Source organism: Flavobacterium sp. C3NV, assembly GCF_046825355.2.
Taxonomy (GTDB): Bacteria; Bacteroidota; Bacteroidia; order Flavobacteriales; family Flavobacteriaceae; genus Flavobacterium.
The window spans coordinates 63,999-79,362 of the sequence record NZ_JBKQBJ020000014.1 but is presented as its reverse complement, the minus strand read 5'-3'; the positions used below and the strand labels follow the sequence as shown (position 1 = coordinate 79,362).

Genomic DNA, 15,364 nt, shown 5'->3' with positions numbered 1-15,364 from the left:
AGAAGTTTGAATTACTTCACAATCACTTTGAAAGTTTTAGTTCCAAAATCTGAACTTACGCTTATTAAATACATTCCTGAAGCACTTTTTATAACATCTTCGTACAAATAGGTTTCTATCTGACTGAATTGTTTTTGTTTTAAAAGTGAACCTGTTGGCGTATAAATACTAATGTTGGCATTTGTCTTTTTAGGGAATTGCATTGCAACAGAAAAATGACCGTCTGTAGTTGGGTTCGGGTATAAAATAAGTACGCTTGAATTTGTTATTTCTTTTCCATCAGTAGCAACAGCAATTTTGGTAGCGGTTTTACATTCCTGATTGTTTACCAATCTAAGTTCATATGCTCCCGGTTGATCGATGAGTATTTTTGGATTATTATCTAAAAAATCACCCTCATAAAACCATTGGTATTCATAATTTCCTTCTGGTAAACCGGCACTTGCATCAAGAGTCAGTGCATTTCCGTCTTTCAATAGATAATCTGGTTTCAGGTTCGGGAATGTTCCTTGTTTATCAGCCACAAAAACAGTTTCTGAGTACAAATTTCCTTTTGCATCCCTTACGATATAATCATAAGTTCCTGACGAAAGCTGTACTCCTGTTGCACTTTTTGCAGCCTGATTCCATTGTTTTACCGCAACTTCACTGCCTTCTTTTTTTACCGTAACAGTAAATGGGGCTTCGCCTCCTTCTATAGCATAATTTAATTGTCCTGATCCTGAAACACCACAAGTTGCCTCTGTAATCCAGACACGGCTGAACATTTCCGGGGCGACTTTCAGCGTAAATTTGGCTTTGCCAGATTTTTGTTTGTCCCAGTTAAAATCATTCAACACCAATTTTTCCTGGCTCGAAGTACTGGCTAACTTAACATATTCTGAATCTTTTTCGTCATAAGTTCCTTTCCCGGAATAGTCTACTAACAACCAGTAATACGTATCTTTTGGTAAAGTTCCTTTTATAAAGCTTGGGTTCAATGTCCACTCAAGACTTAAATCGGTTGGGTTGGTAAAATCCAGCTGCCACTCTTTGGCGATCCCAATAGGTTCGCCTTGCTCTTGTTTTTTTACCAGAAGATTTTTCCCGTTATCACTCCAAAAAGCAAAATAATTATCCGGAATGGTATTCGATTTACTTTTAAGTCCAATAGTCAGGAGTCCTTCATCGACCATATTACTGCTTTTGGGCTGCAATAATCCGCTGGCATCATCACGCCCTACTGCGGTAATCGAATTTTCAAATCCTTTATGCTGATTGATGTCCCAAATGGTTTGCCCTTTACTATTAAGATAATTTTTGATATCAAACTGCGACAACGAAATACCATATTTTACCGCCAGATAACTTGCCACTTTTTGAGTTTCAAGACCTGACAAAACCCTGTTGTACACCAAAATCTCGCTGATGTTTCCTTTGAATTCTTCGGGTGGTAATTTATCAAATTTTGACTTTTGGCCAATAATCAGCAACGATAACTTTGCAACACTATCTGTTACATTTTGCTGAAAGAAATGAATATTGGCTTTATTGGGTTTTATTTTCTCCTGATAGGTTTGATAGGAATATTTTTTTAGATCGACCAAACGTTTATTGGTGGCTACAGAAAGTGTTTTTTTGGTATCGTTTATGGTCCATAAAAATTGTTCTTTCAAACTGTCTTTTACTTTATAAACCATAAAAAGGGTTTGCTTTCTTTTGCTTTCAATTCCCAGAGGTAAAATCAGGGAATCTTGCGTGCTGTCAAAAACAATACTTGGATTAAAATTAAAAACTGCTCCATTATGTTTTCGGCCTGATATTTTGGCTTCTTTTTTTGTCAGACTTTCCCAACAATAAGCCTCACCATTATTTTGGGATTTAATCCAAAATTGTGGATCTTCAACTAATCCGGGCACTGCTTTTTGCTGGGAATAAATTAAATTACTCGTTAATGTCACAAAAGCAGCTATTAAAAAAATCTTTCTGTACATAATTTTATGTTTTTAAAATAATGAGCGACTTTTTAGAAATTGGCTAAATCATCAAAATCAAAAGAGTAACCAATAATCAATGAAATACTATTGATTTTGTTTTTATTCTCGCTGTAACGATGTCCGTTTTCCTCGGTAGTCAAAGCATCTGTAAGTCCTAAAGTATAACGCGCTCCCACAGAAAGTCTCGAATTAAACTCATATCCGGCAGAAAACATACCATAGAAATAGTTTTTTCCCGTTAGGGACTCTTTCAAAACTTTTTGCACATTCGCATCCGGCTCAAAATAAGTACCTGAATCAGCAAATATTTCCTGGGCATTCGAACTGTATTTTATATTATCACTGGCAATATTAAATCCTACATACGGACCTGCGCCAATATAAAAACCTTCGACAGGATAATATTTAAACTGCGCACCCACATTTAGATAACTGTATCCAAAAGTCATGGTATATTTAAGTCCTTTGATATCTTCATATTTTAAATCGGTACTCTGACCTGAATACGACAATTCAGTCTGGATACTCACTTTGGCATACGGATATTTCCAGTTGATCATAATACCGGCAGTACCGCCAAATTTGCCTTCTTCTTTTAATGTATATCCTTCATAAATTCCTTTTGGTACAATTACATCAGGAAGATTAGACATTTTAGAATAAATTCCTCCTGCAAAAAGACCATAAGTTATCTCTCTGTCACCTTGTGCAAACAGTGATTTTGTGCTTACTAATAAAAGAAGCAAAATAATTTTTTTCATGTTTTTTATTGAAATTACCATTGATGAAAACTATAACCTAAAGAGAAGCAAATGACACTGCTTTTATTTTGATTTTCGATAAACTGAAAGGAGGAAGAATTGCTTTTTACAACATCTTTTACGCCTAAATAGTAGCGTAAATCGAAGTGAATACTTTGATGCAATTCATAACCCAAGGCAAAACACAAGGAGAAATCATCTGTACCGTCAAGACCATCTTTATAAAATTGTCTGGTTGCAACATCGTACATTCCTCCCGCTTCGTTGGATTTGTAAGTAACATTATTAGATGATAAACTGATGCCGTAAAAAGCGCCAAAACCTAAGTTTAGCCCTTCGTAAGGATATACCTTGTACAAAGCACCAATTTGCAAATAAGAATAGTGAAGTCCTAGCTCAAACTCTTTTCCGGTAGCATCGTGATAATTGACCGTTTCTCCTGATTGTCTGAATAAAATTTCAGGCTGAATTGCAACACGGGTATCATAAAGCTTGCAGTTTAAAAAAAAACCGCCTTCTAATCCGTATCCGCCTTTACTTTCCATCACACTATTGTCGTAAGTATTATCACGGCCTTTAATGCTTTCGGGCAGATTGCTAATTTGAGAAAATAGTCCGCCAAGCTTGAGTCCATAAGTGATATTGGTCTCATTTTGTCCGTAAAGTGTAACGTTAAAAAAACAACCCAATATTAGTACGTGTAATATTACTTTCATCCGCAAAAATTTTTGCGAATATATGTATTAATTTTTAATAAATTTTAACTAAAATATCGACTAAAAACAAAATTACTCGATGAATTACTTATTTATTAAAATTAAGCGCAAAAAGCCGTACAATTATTATAATTAGGGTTTACTTATTATAAAACTTATTCTTTTTTCACAACTGTTTATCAAAAACAGACAAAAGAAGAAAAAATATGCCTTGTAGATAAACATTTTGAATTCTGCTCATCAAAAATAAATAAGGCTCAAATTCAAAAAAACAAAGATCATTTTAAGAAATTATCTAACTTTACTTTTCTCCTAAAAGCTAAGGCGTTCTAAAAAGAAAATAACTTTTATGGCTTTACAAACTGCGAAGACTAGATAAACTTTCAACACCTTTTGATAATGAAAAAAAGAGAAAAACTAGAAATTATTAGAAAATACTATCCTGATGCTTTAACTACTATTGATTTTATGAACAAAATCATTGATTATGTAGAGGAAAAACTAGATCTGGAACCCGCGCAAATCATGTTTGCAGACAGTATTTGCAGTGATGATGTCAACAGTATCCAATACCCTGTAAGAACAAACGAATTTCTGGGGCCTTTTAAAATGGGAGGTTTAGACGGATTTCCTTTTACGGGATTAACCGGCATGCAGGCATTTGCGAGTCATGTTCCTGATGATGGAGCCGTTTTTATCTATTACGGACCACATATTGGTATTTCGAAAGAAGGAATTATTGGTGAGATTAATCGCTTTGGACAAAATAAACCTTCTGGCTGTTGTGGAGCAGCCAATGGTGCTTTGCATAAACTAATCAATAATGCTATAAAGCCCGGCCACATTACAGAAATAGATTATCAGATGAATACTATTGAGCAAATCCTTTTCAAACAGAAAGAAAAAATCCTAAAAGCTGAAATACCACTTTATGAAGCCACAGAAATAATCTACGATTCGATTGATAAACGCATTGAGGAATTAGTTGCTGCTACGACATACAATTGCAAATACGTTATTCTTGTTGGTGGTATTTTAATCAATAGTGATACCGATATAGGTTCTTTTTCTTCTACCAAAAAATTTGAAGTTATTGATTTAAAAACGGGTCGTAGAGAAAATGCAATAGCCACTATCAATCAGTAAAATAACAATTTTAAAATTCAATGAAAAATTCGATACTAGTAATTTGTTTAATATTATGCTGCTTCTTTTTTCAGGCCAATTGTACTGCCCAAAAGTCAAAAAAAACGAGATTCAAAGCTTTGGTTTTATACGAAAATGGCGGACATCATCTGGCTTTTACCAAGGCGGCAAAACCCTGGCTAAACAAACTGGCTGTCGATAGCAGTTTTACAATTGATTATATCGAAAGTACTAAAACAATAAACGAAACTCTTCTAAAAAAATATCAGGTTTTTATACAATTAGATTATCCTCCTTATACCTGGAGCGGGGAATCTATGAAAGCTTTTGAGAAATACATGAACAATGGCAAAGGCGGATGGGTAGGATTACATCACGCTACTTTATTGGGCGAATTCGACGGATACCAAATGTGGCAATGGTTTTCTGATTTTATGGGCGGTATAAAGTTTTTAGATTATATTCCGACTTTTGCCAGAGCCAAAGTAAATATCGAAGACACCTCACATCCTATAACAAAAGGAGTTCCTTCGAACTTTTTTGTAAATACCGAAGAATGGTATACCTATAACAAGAGCCCGCGGCCAAATGTACATGTTATAGGCTCGGTAGACGAATCTACTTATGAGCCTGAATCAAAAATAAAAATGGGCGACCATCCGGTAATTTGGACCAACGATCATTTTAAATCCCGAAATGTTTACATTTTTATGGGACATTCACCTGAATTGTTTCAAAATGAAGCTTATACTACCCTCTTAAGAAATTCAATATTTTGGGCTGCAAATAAAAATTGATGTGAATTTAAAATCATTTAAAATATTCCCATATTTTCAGGCTTGATTGTAAATCCTATACGCACCATACTTTTGTGTTCCTGATAATCGATCAAACTTTCTGTATAACCCACAAACCATTGGAGCGTGAGATAATAATTCTCGCTTTTGTAAGGCCTCCAGTTTACTTGTGTCTGTAAAGATCCGTAATTGATAAGTCCGCTTCCTTTCCTGAAAAGAATATCAGCGCTCCATCTTCCGGGTTGTATCTGATACGTGGCACTCGCTTCGCCATAACCTACATATTTGGTAAGTCCGGGATTATCTTCTTTATCAACCAATGGAATCCATCCTCTTAAACCAACAATCCATCGTGGAGAAATCTGGGATTTTAACGAAAAAGCAAGCATGTTCCAGGTTCGTGAATAAATAGAATCCCTTCCATTTGATTCATGTTCGAATGAGACGCTTCCGTAAGTCAACCTATTACCTTTTAAATAAAACGGACGAACAATCGCTACACCTGGATTAAAATTTATTTCTGAGAATGGTTTTGAACTTGCATAAATATCCCAAAACGCTTTTTGAGTATACATTAAATACGGAAAAAATCCTCCCCATAAAGGCTTTGAATTCAATCGTAATTTAAAACTTACCTGATATTTTACATCAGCAGTATTTCGGGTGATATCGGTATTTACAGGTACTCCTGTTAAAAAATAATTGTCTTTGTGAACAGAAAAACTGGGCTCTTTTAAAAGTGAATCTGCTGCCCGGAAATTTTTCTTCTCTTCTACAATTTGAGAAATCTGCGAATTTGATTTAATTGAAAATAAAACAAAAAAAATCAGTAGGTATTTGAAATGCATTTATAAATAGTAATTGTAATTATTTTTAAAATAAATGTACTTGAATTTAAGGAATCGCATTAACTCAATAAAAATAAGGTTAACTCAATAACTTTATGCCGTTTTTTTTTCGGCAATTATAGATTCTTACAGAAGCTACTCATAATCCATAAAAAAATAAAGATAGTTCCTTATTACATAATCACCTGCAAGTGTTTTTTGTCTATTTTGTAATGTTTAGTACACCGACTTTATTCAGTCAAAAGTAAAACCGGCTCAATCTTAATGAGCCAAAAACGGGCTCTTTCCTAATTATTTTTAGTACCTTGTAGTACCAAAATTTCTTTTGCACTGTCGAAAGTGTGAATTTTTATTTCCAAAAAACGTAATCCATAAGACCTGTTTTATGAAAAAAATCCCTCTATTATTGATCCTTACATGCCTTTTTATTTCATGTGAAAACAAAAAAGAACTTGAACTGCAAAAAAGGGAACAAGCCTTAAATGTAAGAGAAGAAAAAATAGCCGAAAAGGAATCAGACTATCAATCCCTGCTCCTGTTTCGCGACAGTATTTATGCCTTAAAAGATACCGTAAAAGATATTACCTCGTCTATAAAAGAATGGCCGGAAAACATTCAGGGAATCTGGAACAGTAAAATGTTGTGTCGCGAATCGAACTGCAGTAAATATGTAATAGGAGATCAGCGCAACGAAACCTGGCAATTTTTATCAGATTCTACAGGAATTTATACGAATGTTTTAAACAACAAAAAACTTATTCGGGTGTTTCAGGCAAAGTATATTGATAAAAAAATATTGCTTGAATTTAAAACGGACACTATCTCTAAAAATGGTGTAAAAATTAATGTGGTTCTTGATGATATCAAAAATAATGTCATAAAAGGTACACAGACCATAACGGGACAGGATAACTGTACGGCAAGATTTTCTGTAGAACTTACTCTTCCTCAAAAAAAATAATATATGTTACTAAGTATACAACACGTAAGCCTCCCCATAGAAGATCCTCTGTTAAAATTCTTAATCGAGCTTATCATAATATTGTGTATTCCGCTTTTGCTGAATAAAATAAAAGTACCGCATCTTTTGGGTCTTATTATAGCAGGAGCTGTCATAGGCCCAAACGGATTTAATGTGCTTGCCAGAGACAGCAGTGTCGTAGTAACGGGTACAACCGGACTTCTTTATATCATGTTTTTGGCCGGACTTGAAATTGACATGGGCGATTTTAAAAAGAACAAGTGGAAGAGCATCACTTTTTCACTCTATACTTTTATAGTTCCTTTTGTACTTGGGCTTATTGGCGGTTATTATGTCTTGCATTTTTCTGTTTTAACCACCGTACTGTTTGCCAGTCTTTTTTCGTCGCACACTCTTATCGTATATCCTATGATAAGTAAACTCGGCATCGCCAAAAAACTGGCTGTAAACATAACTGTTGGCGGAACAATGATTACCGATGTACTTTCACTGGTTGTTTTAGCCGTTGTCGTAGGTATGTCGCAAGGAGAAGTAGGAACTTCTTTTTGGGTAAAACTATCCGTTTCTATGGTGGTATTTGCTTCGATCGTTTTACTCGTGTTTCCTATTATAGCGCGCTGGTTTTTTAAGAATGTAGAGGATAAAATTTCGCAGTATATATTTGTAATTGTCATGATATACCTTGCGGCTTTACTGGCAGAATTAGCAGGAATTGAAGCCATCATTGGAGCATTCTTTGCCGGTCTTGCCCTTAACCGACTTATACCACATACCTCATCGCTTATGAACCGCGTAGAATTTGTTGGAAACGCGATTTTTATTCCCTTCTTTCTTATAAGTGTTGGTATGCTTATCGATTTTAACGCTTTTATACAGAGTTGGGAAACATTGGGTGTAGCTTCGATTATGCTAATAGCTTCTATTGGAGGGAAATATGTGGCCGCTATTTTGACCAAAAAAACATTTAAGCTTACCAACGATGAGGGTACGCTAATTTTTGGGATGAGCGCCGCCTCTGCAGCCGCAACGTTAGCTTCGGTAATGGTAGGATATAATATTATTTTGTTCGAAAATGAAGCAGGAGAACCTGTGCGTCTTTTGAATGAACATGTCCTGAACGGAAGTATTTTACTTATCCTGGTTTCCTGTACAATTTCATCATTTGTTTCAATGGCAAGTGCTCAGCGAATCGCAGATTCAGATAAGGAAGAAACGGTTGCAGGAACAAGTCATGAAAATGAAAAAATCCTTTTGGCATTAAACCATGAAAATACCGTTGAAAAAATAGTCAATCTTGGTTTGCTCATCAAAACACAAACCAATAAAGACAGTCTGTTTGCTGTAAATATTATCAATGAAGATAAAAGTGAATCCTCGTCTAAAAATGCAGAAAAACTACTTGGCGAAGCTGTAAATATGGCTGCCGGAGCAGATGTAAAACTAAATCCCATTACCCGATATGATAATGATGTCGTATTAGGGATAAGCAACGTAGTCAAGGAACAAAATATTACAGATCTGATTATTGGTTTGGAGGAAGCAAAAGGTTTTTCGTCTTCATTCACCTATAACCTTTACAATGGTTACCTGCGCAACAAAGAAATAAATGTCATTATATATCATGCCGTTCAACCCGTTGCCACCATAAAAAAATATGCTGTATTGATTCCCGCAAATGCAGAGCGCGAACCCGGTTTTTTTCATTCTTTATTAAGAGTCTGGAATATAGGTAAAAACTCAGGAGCGAAAATGAGTTTTTATGCCAATGATAAAACAACCGAAATTTTAAAGAGTATTATTAAAAAAGCAAATATCGAAGCCATTTTTAATACAGTTACAACATGGCAAGAAGCTCAGGAAGCAGCCTGTAATTTAGAGCAGGACGAAGGTTTGATCGTACTAATGGCAGACAGAGGCATGCATTCTTATATTTCGCAAATGCAAAATGTACCTGAAATTTTAAATAAAAACCTCAACAACAATAATTATATTCTAATTTATCCTTTTTCGAAAATAGACAAAACCGTTACCGAAAAAAGAGCCGTAAGCAATCTGGATGATTTTGCTGACATTGGAAAAATTATAGGACGAATTTTTAAATAAAATAAAACGGCTGACTATTAAAAATAAATAATTCTAATACAAACAATCAATTAAATTTAAAATGCACGAAATTAACGCAACAGGAAATGGAATTCAACTTTACCGAAATTCAAAAAAAACAAAAAAACTATTATTCACTTCTTTAGGAGTCTGTGTTATTCTGCTTCTTGTTATTCTTTATAGTGCCGGAATATTTGGTGGTGAACTCAAAATAAAACCATTGGTATTTTCAGGCGGAGCATTCTTAATTATGTTTATTCTTTTATTAAAAAGTGTACTGAGTTTAAAGGATAAGAGCCCACTAATTGAATTAAACCAACACAATTTTTATGGAAAAACTACTCCTATGTCAAAATCATTTGGTATTGTAAACTGGGAAGATGTAGCCGATATTGAATCCCAAAAAACCGGAGGAGACACTTTGGTTGTGGTTACCATTAATAATCCTCAAAAATACGAAGGAAGACTTTCTAAAATGCTTTGGAACATGGCTCTTAATAAAGAAACCAATCAACTAACATTAATGTATTCCGCTTCTGAAATTGATGTTGATCACAACGAACTTTTTAGTCTGTTTGATAAGTCATGGCAAGAAAGTAAAAAAGAAAGTACTCTTATAAGCAGATAGACATTCTAAATACATAATAAACACAGCGCTTTTTTATACTACTATTTAAAATAGCGAACTAACGAATAATAATCTTGCACTATTGTTTAAATTTGCAAAATTATTATTCGTTTTAGTTTCCCTAAATAAAATATCTCAATAACAAAATCAGTCAATATCAAACAACTTAAAAGAACTGTTTGGTATTAGAAATATATCTAATGAACATAAAAAGGTCCGAGCTTAAGAAAATCATTCAAAAAGCAGAAGATAAAAATTTATCTTTCCGTGTTTTTGATTTAGAAAAAGAACATTTAAAAAGCTATCAGCAACCGCACAAAAATGATCACTTTTTTATTGTCGTTGTAGCAACAGGAAAAGTTGAAATACAAATCGAAGACAAAATTCATCTCCTTAAAGCAGGAAAAATTTCTATTGTGTTTCCGGAACAAATTTGTTTTATATCTAATTTCAGCGATGATTTAACCGGTAAAATAATTTTATTTGAAGAAGTACTATTTTGTTCCGATATATTAAAAAACGAGTTAAGTCCTTATAACGTAAATCTTTCTGCCAATCTTAATTGTACAGCACTTCCTAATCAGGAATTCGAAGAAGCCATTACCCTTGTAAAAAACATTCAGAATATTTACAATAAACCAAGCCTTGTCAAAAAAGAACAAGCCCGTTTTTACATCAAAGTGTTTTTATTGGGACTTATAGAATCTGTACATGGTCAGCATCCTGTATTACATCAAAAAACAAATCAGCATATTTATATTGGCTTTAAAAAACTATTAAATCAACAATATCGAAGTGAACGCACGGTGCAATACTACGCGTCGCAACTTTCTATTACTCCTAAAAAACTCAATGAAATAACCAAAAAACATTGTGGTGAAACGGCTATCAATGCAATTCATAACAGGATCCTGACAGAAATCAAACGTCAATTATTGTTTTCTGATCTCTCTCACAAAGAAATTGCTTTTCAGCTGGGATTTAGTTCTCCGTCGGCCCTTAATAAATTTGTACGGGCAAAACTCAAAGAAACACCTACCGAACTTCAGCAGGAATTGGCGCAAATTTATACCGCGTAGTCTTGTTTGTATAACATATTGCCCTGCCCTCACATTTAACTTTGCATCAATAATTAAATACTATTAAAGATGAGCAAATTATTTGTTGCAGGAGAAGTTTTCCATGGTCCGGGAAGTCTTGAAGAATTAAAAAATATAAAAGGTAAAAAAGCTTTTGTCGTAACTGGCGGAAGTTCGATGAAAAAAAGCGGAACGCTTGATAAAGCTGTAGCATATTTAAACGAAGCAGGAATCGAAACTTTTGTTTTTGATGGTGTCGAAGAAGATCCGTCATCAGCAACCAGTTTTAAAGGTGCAGAAGCCATGCGTGAGTTTCAGCCGGACTGGATCGTAGGTATTGGCGGATGTTCTGCAATTGATGCGGCAAAAACAATGTGGATTTTTTACGAACATCCAAATACCGAATTTGATTCACTTATTAAACCGTTTAGCGTACCGGTACTTAGAAACAAAGCGAGATTTATAGCCATCCCGTCTACTAGCGGAACAGGAACTGAAACGACAGGTTTAGCCGTAATCACAGATCGCGAAAAAGGAGTAAAATATCCAATTGTTTCGTATGAATTAACTCCGGATATTGCCATAATCGATGGAGAAATCTGTGCTTCGATGCCGGCTCATGTTACATCAAATACAGGATTAGATGCTTTAACACATTGCGTTGAAGCTTATGTTTCTAATATTGATGATAATTTTGCTGATGTATTAGCAAAAGGCGGATTGCAAATTGTTTTTGATAATCTGGAAGAGGCGGTAAAAAACCCTTCAAATATTACTGCACGTCAAAATATGCACGACGCTTCATTTATGGGAGGTTTGGCTTTTAATAATGCCTGGTTAGGTATTGTTCACTCATTATCTCATCAGGTTGGTGCTTTTTATGGTATTCCGCACGGATGCGCAAATGCGATCTTCTTACCTAACGTTATTCGATATAATGATTCGGCTACTACTAAATTTCCGTCACTGGCAAAAGTAATCGGACTTGAAACTGCTGAAGAACTGGCACAGTCTATTGAAGGATTAAGAAAAAGAGTCAACAATATTTCTTCTCTAAAAGAATTTGGAATCTCAAAAGAAGACTGGGACAAAAATCTGGATTACATTGCCAATAATGCGTTAATCGATCCATGTACCGGTTTTAATCCTAGAGTAACAAACCTGGAAGATTTAAAAGACATCTATAATGCTTGCTACGAAGGTATTGTTTATGCTAATGATGCATTAGTTACAAACTAGTTCTGAAAAACAGAATAAAAAAAACAAACCAGACATTCAAAAAATGTCTGGTTTCTTTTTTTTTATTACTATTCTAAACCCGTTGAGCAATGTCATTAAGTCAAGGAAATTAAATGGAACAATTTGTTAAGGACAATATCTAATCACTTTGTTTTTGTTCCATCGGAACATTTCATTGATAGCCCAATAAATACGGCGTTTTTTCACGTTCCGTAGGAATGTTTGATTTTATAAATAATAATAATAATAATAATAATAATACAGATTACATATACAATTTCTCAAACGTCCCAATGGGACGATGTTTATCACGATGCATTTTTTTCTACCAACGAGGTGTTCCGATGGAACACAATCTAAAATATCTTAATTTAATGGCATTGCGCTTTTGCACTATATTACTATGTGTTAAAAAGTATTACACCCAACGGTTTATTATAATTACTAAAGTTCTGACTTTAAATTGATTTTACCTTTCTGAAGTCCTTTTCCCGTTACTTCTAATTGTATTGCGCCTGCAGTTTTTATTGCTTTAACCAAAACCACCAATTTACCGCTGAAAAGCTTCATTTTATTGTCATGAAATATTTCTAATGATGTAGCATCGCCATTACAAGCCGCTCTGTACGTTGCTGCTCCGGTTACTTTAAAGTTTAGTTCATCAACTGCTGTAGGACATGGAATTCCGTTTTTATCTACAACCGAAACCGTTACAAAAGAAATATCCTCGCCATCGGCTTTGATCACTTTTCGATCTGCTTCGAGAACAATTTTATACGGATCTCCTGCAGTTTTCACTTCGCTTTCGGCAGCTATTTTTCCATTCGAATCAAATGCCACCACTTTTACCGTTCCAGGCTCATATTTCACATCATTCCACATCAAGCGATAGCGATTTTGCGGAGTTGAATTGTTTTTTTTCTGAACGCCCATACTTTTTCCGTTTACAAAAAGTTCTGCGCTGTCATAATTGGTGTAAACGAAAACGGGAGTAATTTCTCCTTCTCTTCCTTTCCAGTTCCAATGTGGTAATATATGAAGCGTTTTATCCTCTTTATTCCATCTGCTTCTGTACAAATAAAAACGGTCTTTAGGAAGTCCTGCCAAATCAGAGATTCCGAAATAAGAACTTCTTGATGGCCATTTTTCATCATAAGGCGTTGGTTCTCCTAAATAATCAAAACCTGTCCAGACAAATTCGCCAATAACCCATGGTTTATCATCCTGAAGCACAAAATCTTCATCAGGAACATTCGACCAACTGCAAGCTTCAAGATCATAAGACGAAGACTGAAGATCATCGTATTGTTTCTCTTTTTGCTGTACAACAGGAAATTTATAAATTCCTCTTGAACTCACTGTCGAAGCAGTTTCTGAACCCAAAATAAATCCTTGTGGAAATGATTTGTAAGCTTCTTCATAAAGATGCACTCTATAATTCAGTCCCGGTACATCTAATAAAGCCCCAAAACCAGATTCCATAGTTTGTTTTACCTGATCCATTCCTACCGTTACGGGGCGCGTAGGATCTTCTCTATGAAAAACATCCTGTAAAAATTTAGCTCTTGTCAAACCTTCAGCTCCATATTGATCCGGAACTTCATTTCCTGAACTCCACATTACAATACAAGGATGATTTCTGGTAGCTCTCACTAAATTTACAATATCTTTTTCTGCATATTCTTCAAAAAAGCGATGATATCCGTTTTTCACTTTTGGCTTTGCCCATTCATCAAAACTTTCAGCCAGAAACATAAATCCCATTTCATCGGCTAATTCAAGCTGTTCAAAAGAAGGCATATTATGAGAACTTCTAATCGCATTACATCCCATATCTTTTAGAATTATAAGCTGTCTTCGAAGCGCCGCTTTATTGACCGCAGCACCAAGAGGCCCAAGATCATGATGCAGACAAACTCCTTTAAATTTTGTTACTTTTCCGTTAAGACTAAATCCTTTATTGGCTTCGTACTTAATCGATCTAATTCCGAATTTTATACTTTGTTCGTCTTTTAAAGTTCCGTCGGCTGCGTATAATTTAGTAATCGCTGTATACAAATAAGGCGTTTCAGGACTCCATAAATGAGGTTTTGCAACATCAATAGTCTGATGAAATTTTCCGTCTTTGATTTCAGTAACTTTTTGCGTTGCTACAATAGTATTAGAAGCATCTTTTATTTCCGTTACCATCGACAAATTACTGCCATTAACCTCAGCTTTAAGATCAACAACAGCGCTGTTTTCTTTGATGTCCGGAGTGGTAATAAAAGTTCCCCATTGTACAAAGTTTTCCTGTTCTTTTACTACAATACTCACGTTTCTGTATAAACCTGCTCCGGGATACCATCTTGAAGAAAATGGTTCATTAGTCAATTTCACTGCCAGAACATTTTCTGATCCGGCTATTAAATCTTTCGAAATATCAATATAAAAATAGCTGTATCCGTAACCCCATTCTCCTACCTTTTTTCCGTTTAAATAAACCTGAGGTTCGCTCATGGCTCCTTCAAAAATAAGAAGTGCTTTTTTTCCTTTTTTAAACTCCGGAATAGAAAATGTATTGCGATACCAGCCTGTACCAATATGCGGAAGCGCACCTGTACGACCTGTTTTTTCGGTAGGCACTTTTTCTCCGTTTTGTTCAATTGCCGAAACTTGTTTGTCCCATTCTTTATCAAATGGTCCGTAAATGGCCCAATCATGCGGTACACTCACTTTTTCCCATTTCGAAGTATTAAATTTTATCGAAGATGCATCTTCTTTTACTCCTTTAGAAAAACGCCAGTTGTCTTTTAAAACAACGGTAGTTGATTGTGACATCATTTTTCCGGAAGAAAAAACCAGAAGAAATACGAGCAGTATTGATCTAAAAATTAATTTCATTTTATTTTTTATTTTTTCACCATTAAGATATTAAAAGCACTTAGCTTAAATCACTTAATCCGTTGAATGAAATGTATGAAAATTTAATTAAACACATAGAAACATAGATTTTATGATTTTAAAAAAGTAAATCAAAAAGAAACTTGTTTCTCACACATAGCTATGTGTGTTAATGCAAGTGAAACGCCTTTTTTTGAGTTCAGTAA

General features: G+C 34.7%; 12 protein-coding genes. 7 read left to right on the top strand and 5 right to left on the bottom strand.

Going from position 1 to position 15,364, the window contains the following annotated elements:
- Nucleotides 1-11 precede the first annotated feature (11 nt).
- The 3 genes from ACIDC4_RS18620 to ACIDC4_RS18610 are packed head-to-tail and all read right to left on the bottom strand — an operon-like array spanning nucleotide 12 to nucleotide 3,453.
- Nucleotides 12-1,973 carry a T9SS type A sorting domain-containing protein gene (locus tag ACIDC4_RS18620; RefSeq protein ID WP_412044918.1) on the bottom strand — a complete coding sequence of 654 codons (1,962 nt, stop codon included), beginning with the start codon at nucleotides 1,971-1,973 and terminating at the stop codon, nucleotides 12-14.
- Nucleotides 1,974-2,005: 32 nt separating this feature from the next.
- Complete coding sequence (locus ACIDC4_RS18615; protein ID WP_412044919.1) at nucleotides 2,006-2,737, bottom strand: outer membrane beta-barrel protein; 732 nt, start codon at nucleotides 2,735-2,737, stop codon at nucleotides 2,006-2,008.
- Nucleotides 2,738-2,751: 14 nt separating this feature from the next.
- Nucleotides 2,752-3,453 (bottom strand): outer membrane beta-barrel protein, encoded by a 702-nt coding sequence (locus ACIDC4_RS18610; RefSeq protein WP_412044920.1) that lies wholly within the window; start codon nucleotides 3,451-3,453, stop codon nucleotides 2,752-2,754.
- A 399-nt stretch (nucleotides 3,454-3,852) separates the two neighbouring features.
- On the opposite strand from ACIDC4_RS18610, the gene ACIDC4_RS18605 reads away from it, so the two are divergent.
- Entirely contained in the window at nucleotides 3,853-4,599 is a 747-nt protein-coding gene (locus tag ACIDC4_RS18605) for a hypothetical protein (RefSeq protein ID WP_412044921.1), read from the top strand.
- 20 nt (nucleotides 4,600-4,619) lie between these two features.
- Nucleotides 4,620-5,396 (top strand): ThuA domain-containing protein, encoded by a 777-nt coding sequence (locus ACIDC4_RS18600; protein WP_412044922.1) that lies wholly within the window; start codon nucleotides 4,620-4,622, stop codon nucleotides 5,394-5,396.
- 17 nt (nucleotides 5,397-5,413) lie between these two features.
- Here ACIDC4_RS18600 and ACIDC4_RS18595 read toward each other — a convergent pair whose 3' ends face one another.
- Nucleotides 5,414-6,244: a phospholipase A gene (locus ACIDC4_RS18595; protein WP_230039686.1), complete on the bottom strand. Its 831-nt coding sequence runs from the start codon at nucleotides 6,242-6,244 to the stop codon at nucleotides 5,414-5,416.
- Nucleotides 6,245-6,629: 385 nt separating this feature from the next.
- On the opposite strand from ACIDC4_RS18595, the gene ACIDC4_RS18590 reads away from it, so the two are divergent.
- The 5 genes from ACIDC4_RS18590 (at nucleotide 6,630) to ACIDC4_RS18570 (ending at nucleotide 12,275) form a co-directional block, all read left to right on the top strand.
- Nucleotides 6,630-7,205 (top strand): hypothetical protein, encoded by a 576-nt coding sequence (locus ACIDC4_RS18590; protein WP_412044923.1) that lies wholly within the window; start codon nucleotides 6,630-6,632, stop codon nucleotides 7,203-7,205.
- Between the two features lie 3 nt (nucleotides 7,206-7,208).
- The gene (locus ACIDC4_RS18585; RefSeq protein WP_412044924.1) at nucleotides 7,209-9,329 is read left to right on the top strand and encodes a cation:proton antiporter; all 2,121 of its coding nucleotides are present in this window, start codon (nucleotides 7,209-7,211) and stop codon (nucleotides 9,327-9,329) included.
- Nucleotides 9,330-9,390: 61 nt separating this feature from the next.
- Nucleotides 9,391-9,957 (top strand): STM3941 family protein, encoded by a 567-nt coding sequence (locus ACIDC4_RS18580; protein ID WP_412044925.1) that lies wholly within the window; start codon nucleotides 9,391-9,393, stop codon nucleotides 9,955-9,957.
- Nucleotides 9,958-10,157: 200 nt separating this feature from the next.
- Nucleotides 10,158-11,036 (top strand): helix-turn-helix domain-containing protein, encoded by an 879-nt coding sequence (locus ACIDC4_RS18575; RefSeq protein WP_412044926.1) that lies wholly within the window; start codon nucleotides 10,158-10,160, stop codon nucleotides 11,034-11,036.
- Nucleotides 11,037-11,105: 69 nt separating this feature from the next.
- On the top strand, nucleotides 11,106-12,275 hold the full coding sequence (locus ACIDC4_RS18570) for an iron-containing alcohol dehydrogenase (RefSeq protein ID WP_412044927.1): 1,170 nt from the start codon (nucleotides 11,106-11,108) through the stop codon (nucleotides 12,273-12,275).
- Nucleotides 12,276-12,719: 444 nt separating this feature from the next.
- Here the strand turns inward: ACIDC4_RS18570 and ACIDC4_RS18565 are convergent, their stop codons facing one another.
- Entirely contained in the window at nucleotides 12,720-15,158 is a 2,439-nt protein-coding gene (locus ACIDC4_RS18565; RefSeq protein WP_412044928.1) for a DUF4982 domain-containing protein, read from the bottom strand.
- Between the last annotated feature and the right edge of the window lie 206 nt (nucleotides 15,159-15,364).

Bases quoted from the DNA above. Each gene is read 5' to 3' on its own strand.
- ACIDC4_RS18595 (WP_230039686.1), bottom strand. From the start codon at position 6,244: ATGCATTTCAAATACCTACTGATTTTTTTTGTTTTATTTTCAATTAAA.
- ACIDC4_RS18570 (WP_412044927.1), top strand. From the start codon at position 11,106: ATGAGCAAATTATTTGTTGCAGGAGAAGTTTTCCATGGTCCGGGAAGT.
- ACIDC4_RS18605 (WP_412044921.1), top strand. From the start codon at position 3,853: ATGAAAAAAAGAGAAAAACTAGAAATTATTAGAAAATACTATCCTGAT.
- ACIDC4_RS18575 (WP_412044926.1), top strand. From the start codon at position 10,158: ATGAACATAAAAAGGTCCGAGCTTAAGAAAATCATTCAAAAAGCAGAA.
- ACIDC4_RS18590 (WP_412044923.1), top strand. From the start codon at position 6,630: ATGAAAAAAATCCCTCTATTATTGATCCTTACATGCCTTTTTATTTCA.
- ACIDC4_RS18615 (WP_412044919.1), bottom strand. From the start codon at position 2,737: ATGAAAAAAATTATTTTGCTTCTTTTATTAGTAAGCACAAAATCACTG.
- ACIDC4_RS18620 (WP_412044918.1), bottom strand. From the start codon at position 1,973: ATGTACAGAAAGATTTTTTTAATAGCTGCTTTTGTGACATTAACGAGT.
- ACIDC4_RS18580 (WP_412044925.1), top strand. From the start codon at position 9,391: ATGCACGAAATTAACGCAACAGGAAATGGAATTCAACTTTACCGAAAT.
- ACIDC4_RS18600 (WP_412044922.1), top strand. From the start codon at position 4,620: ATGAAAAATTCGATACTAGTAATTTGTTTAATATTATGCTGCTTCTTT.
- ACIDC4_RS18585 (WP_412044924.1), top strand. From the start codon at position 7,209: ATGTTACTAAGTATACAACACGTAAGCCTCCCCATAGAAGATCCTCTG.
- ACIDC4_RS18610 (WP_412044920.1), bottom strand. From the start codon at position 3,453: ATGAAAGTAATATTACACGTACTAATATTGGGTTGTTTTTTTAACGTT.
- ACIDC4_RS18565 (WP_412044928.1), bottom strand. From the start codon at position 15,158: ATGAAATTAATTTTTAGATCAATACTGCTCGTATTTCTTCTGGTTTTT.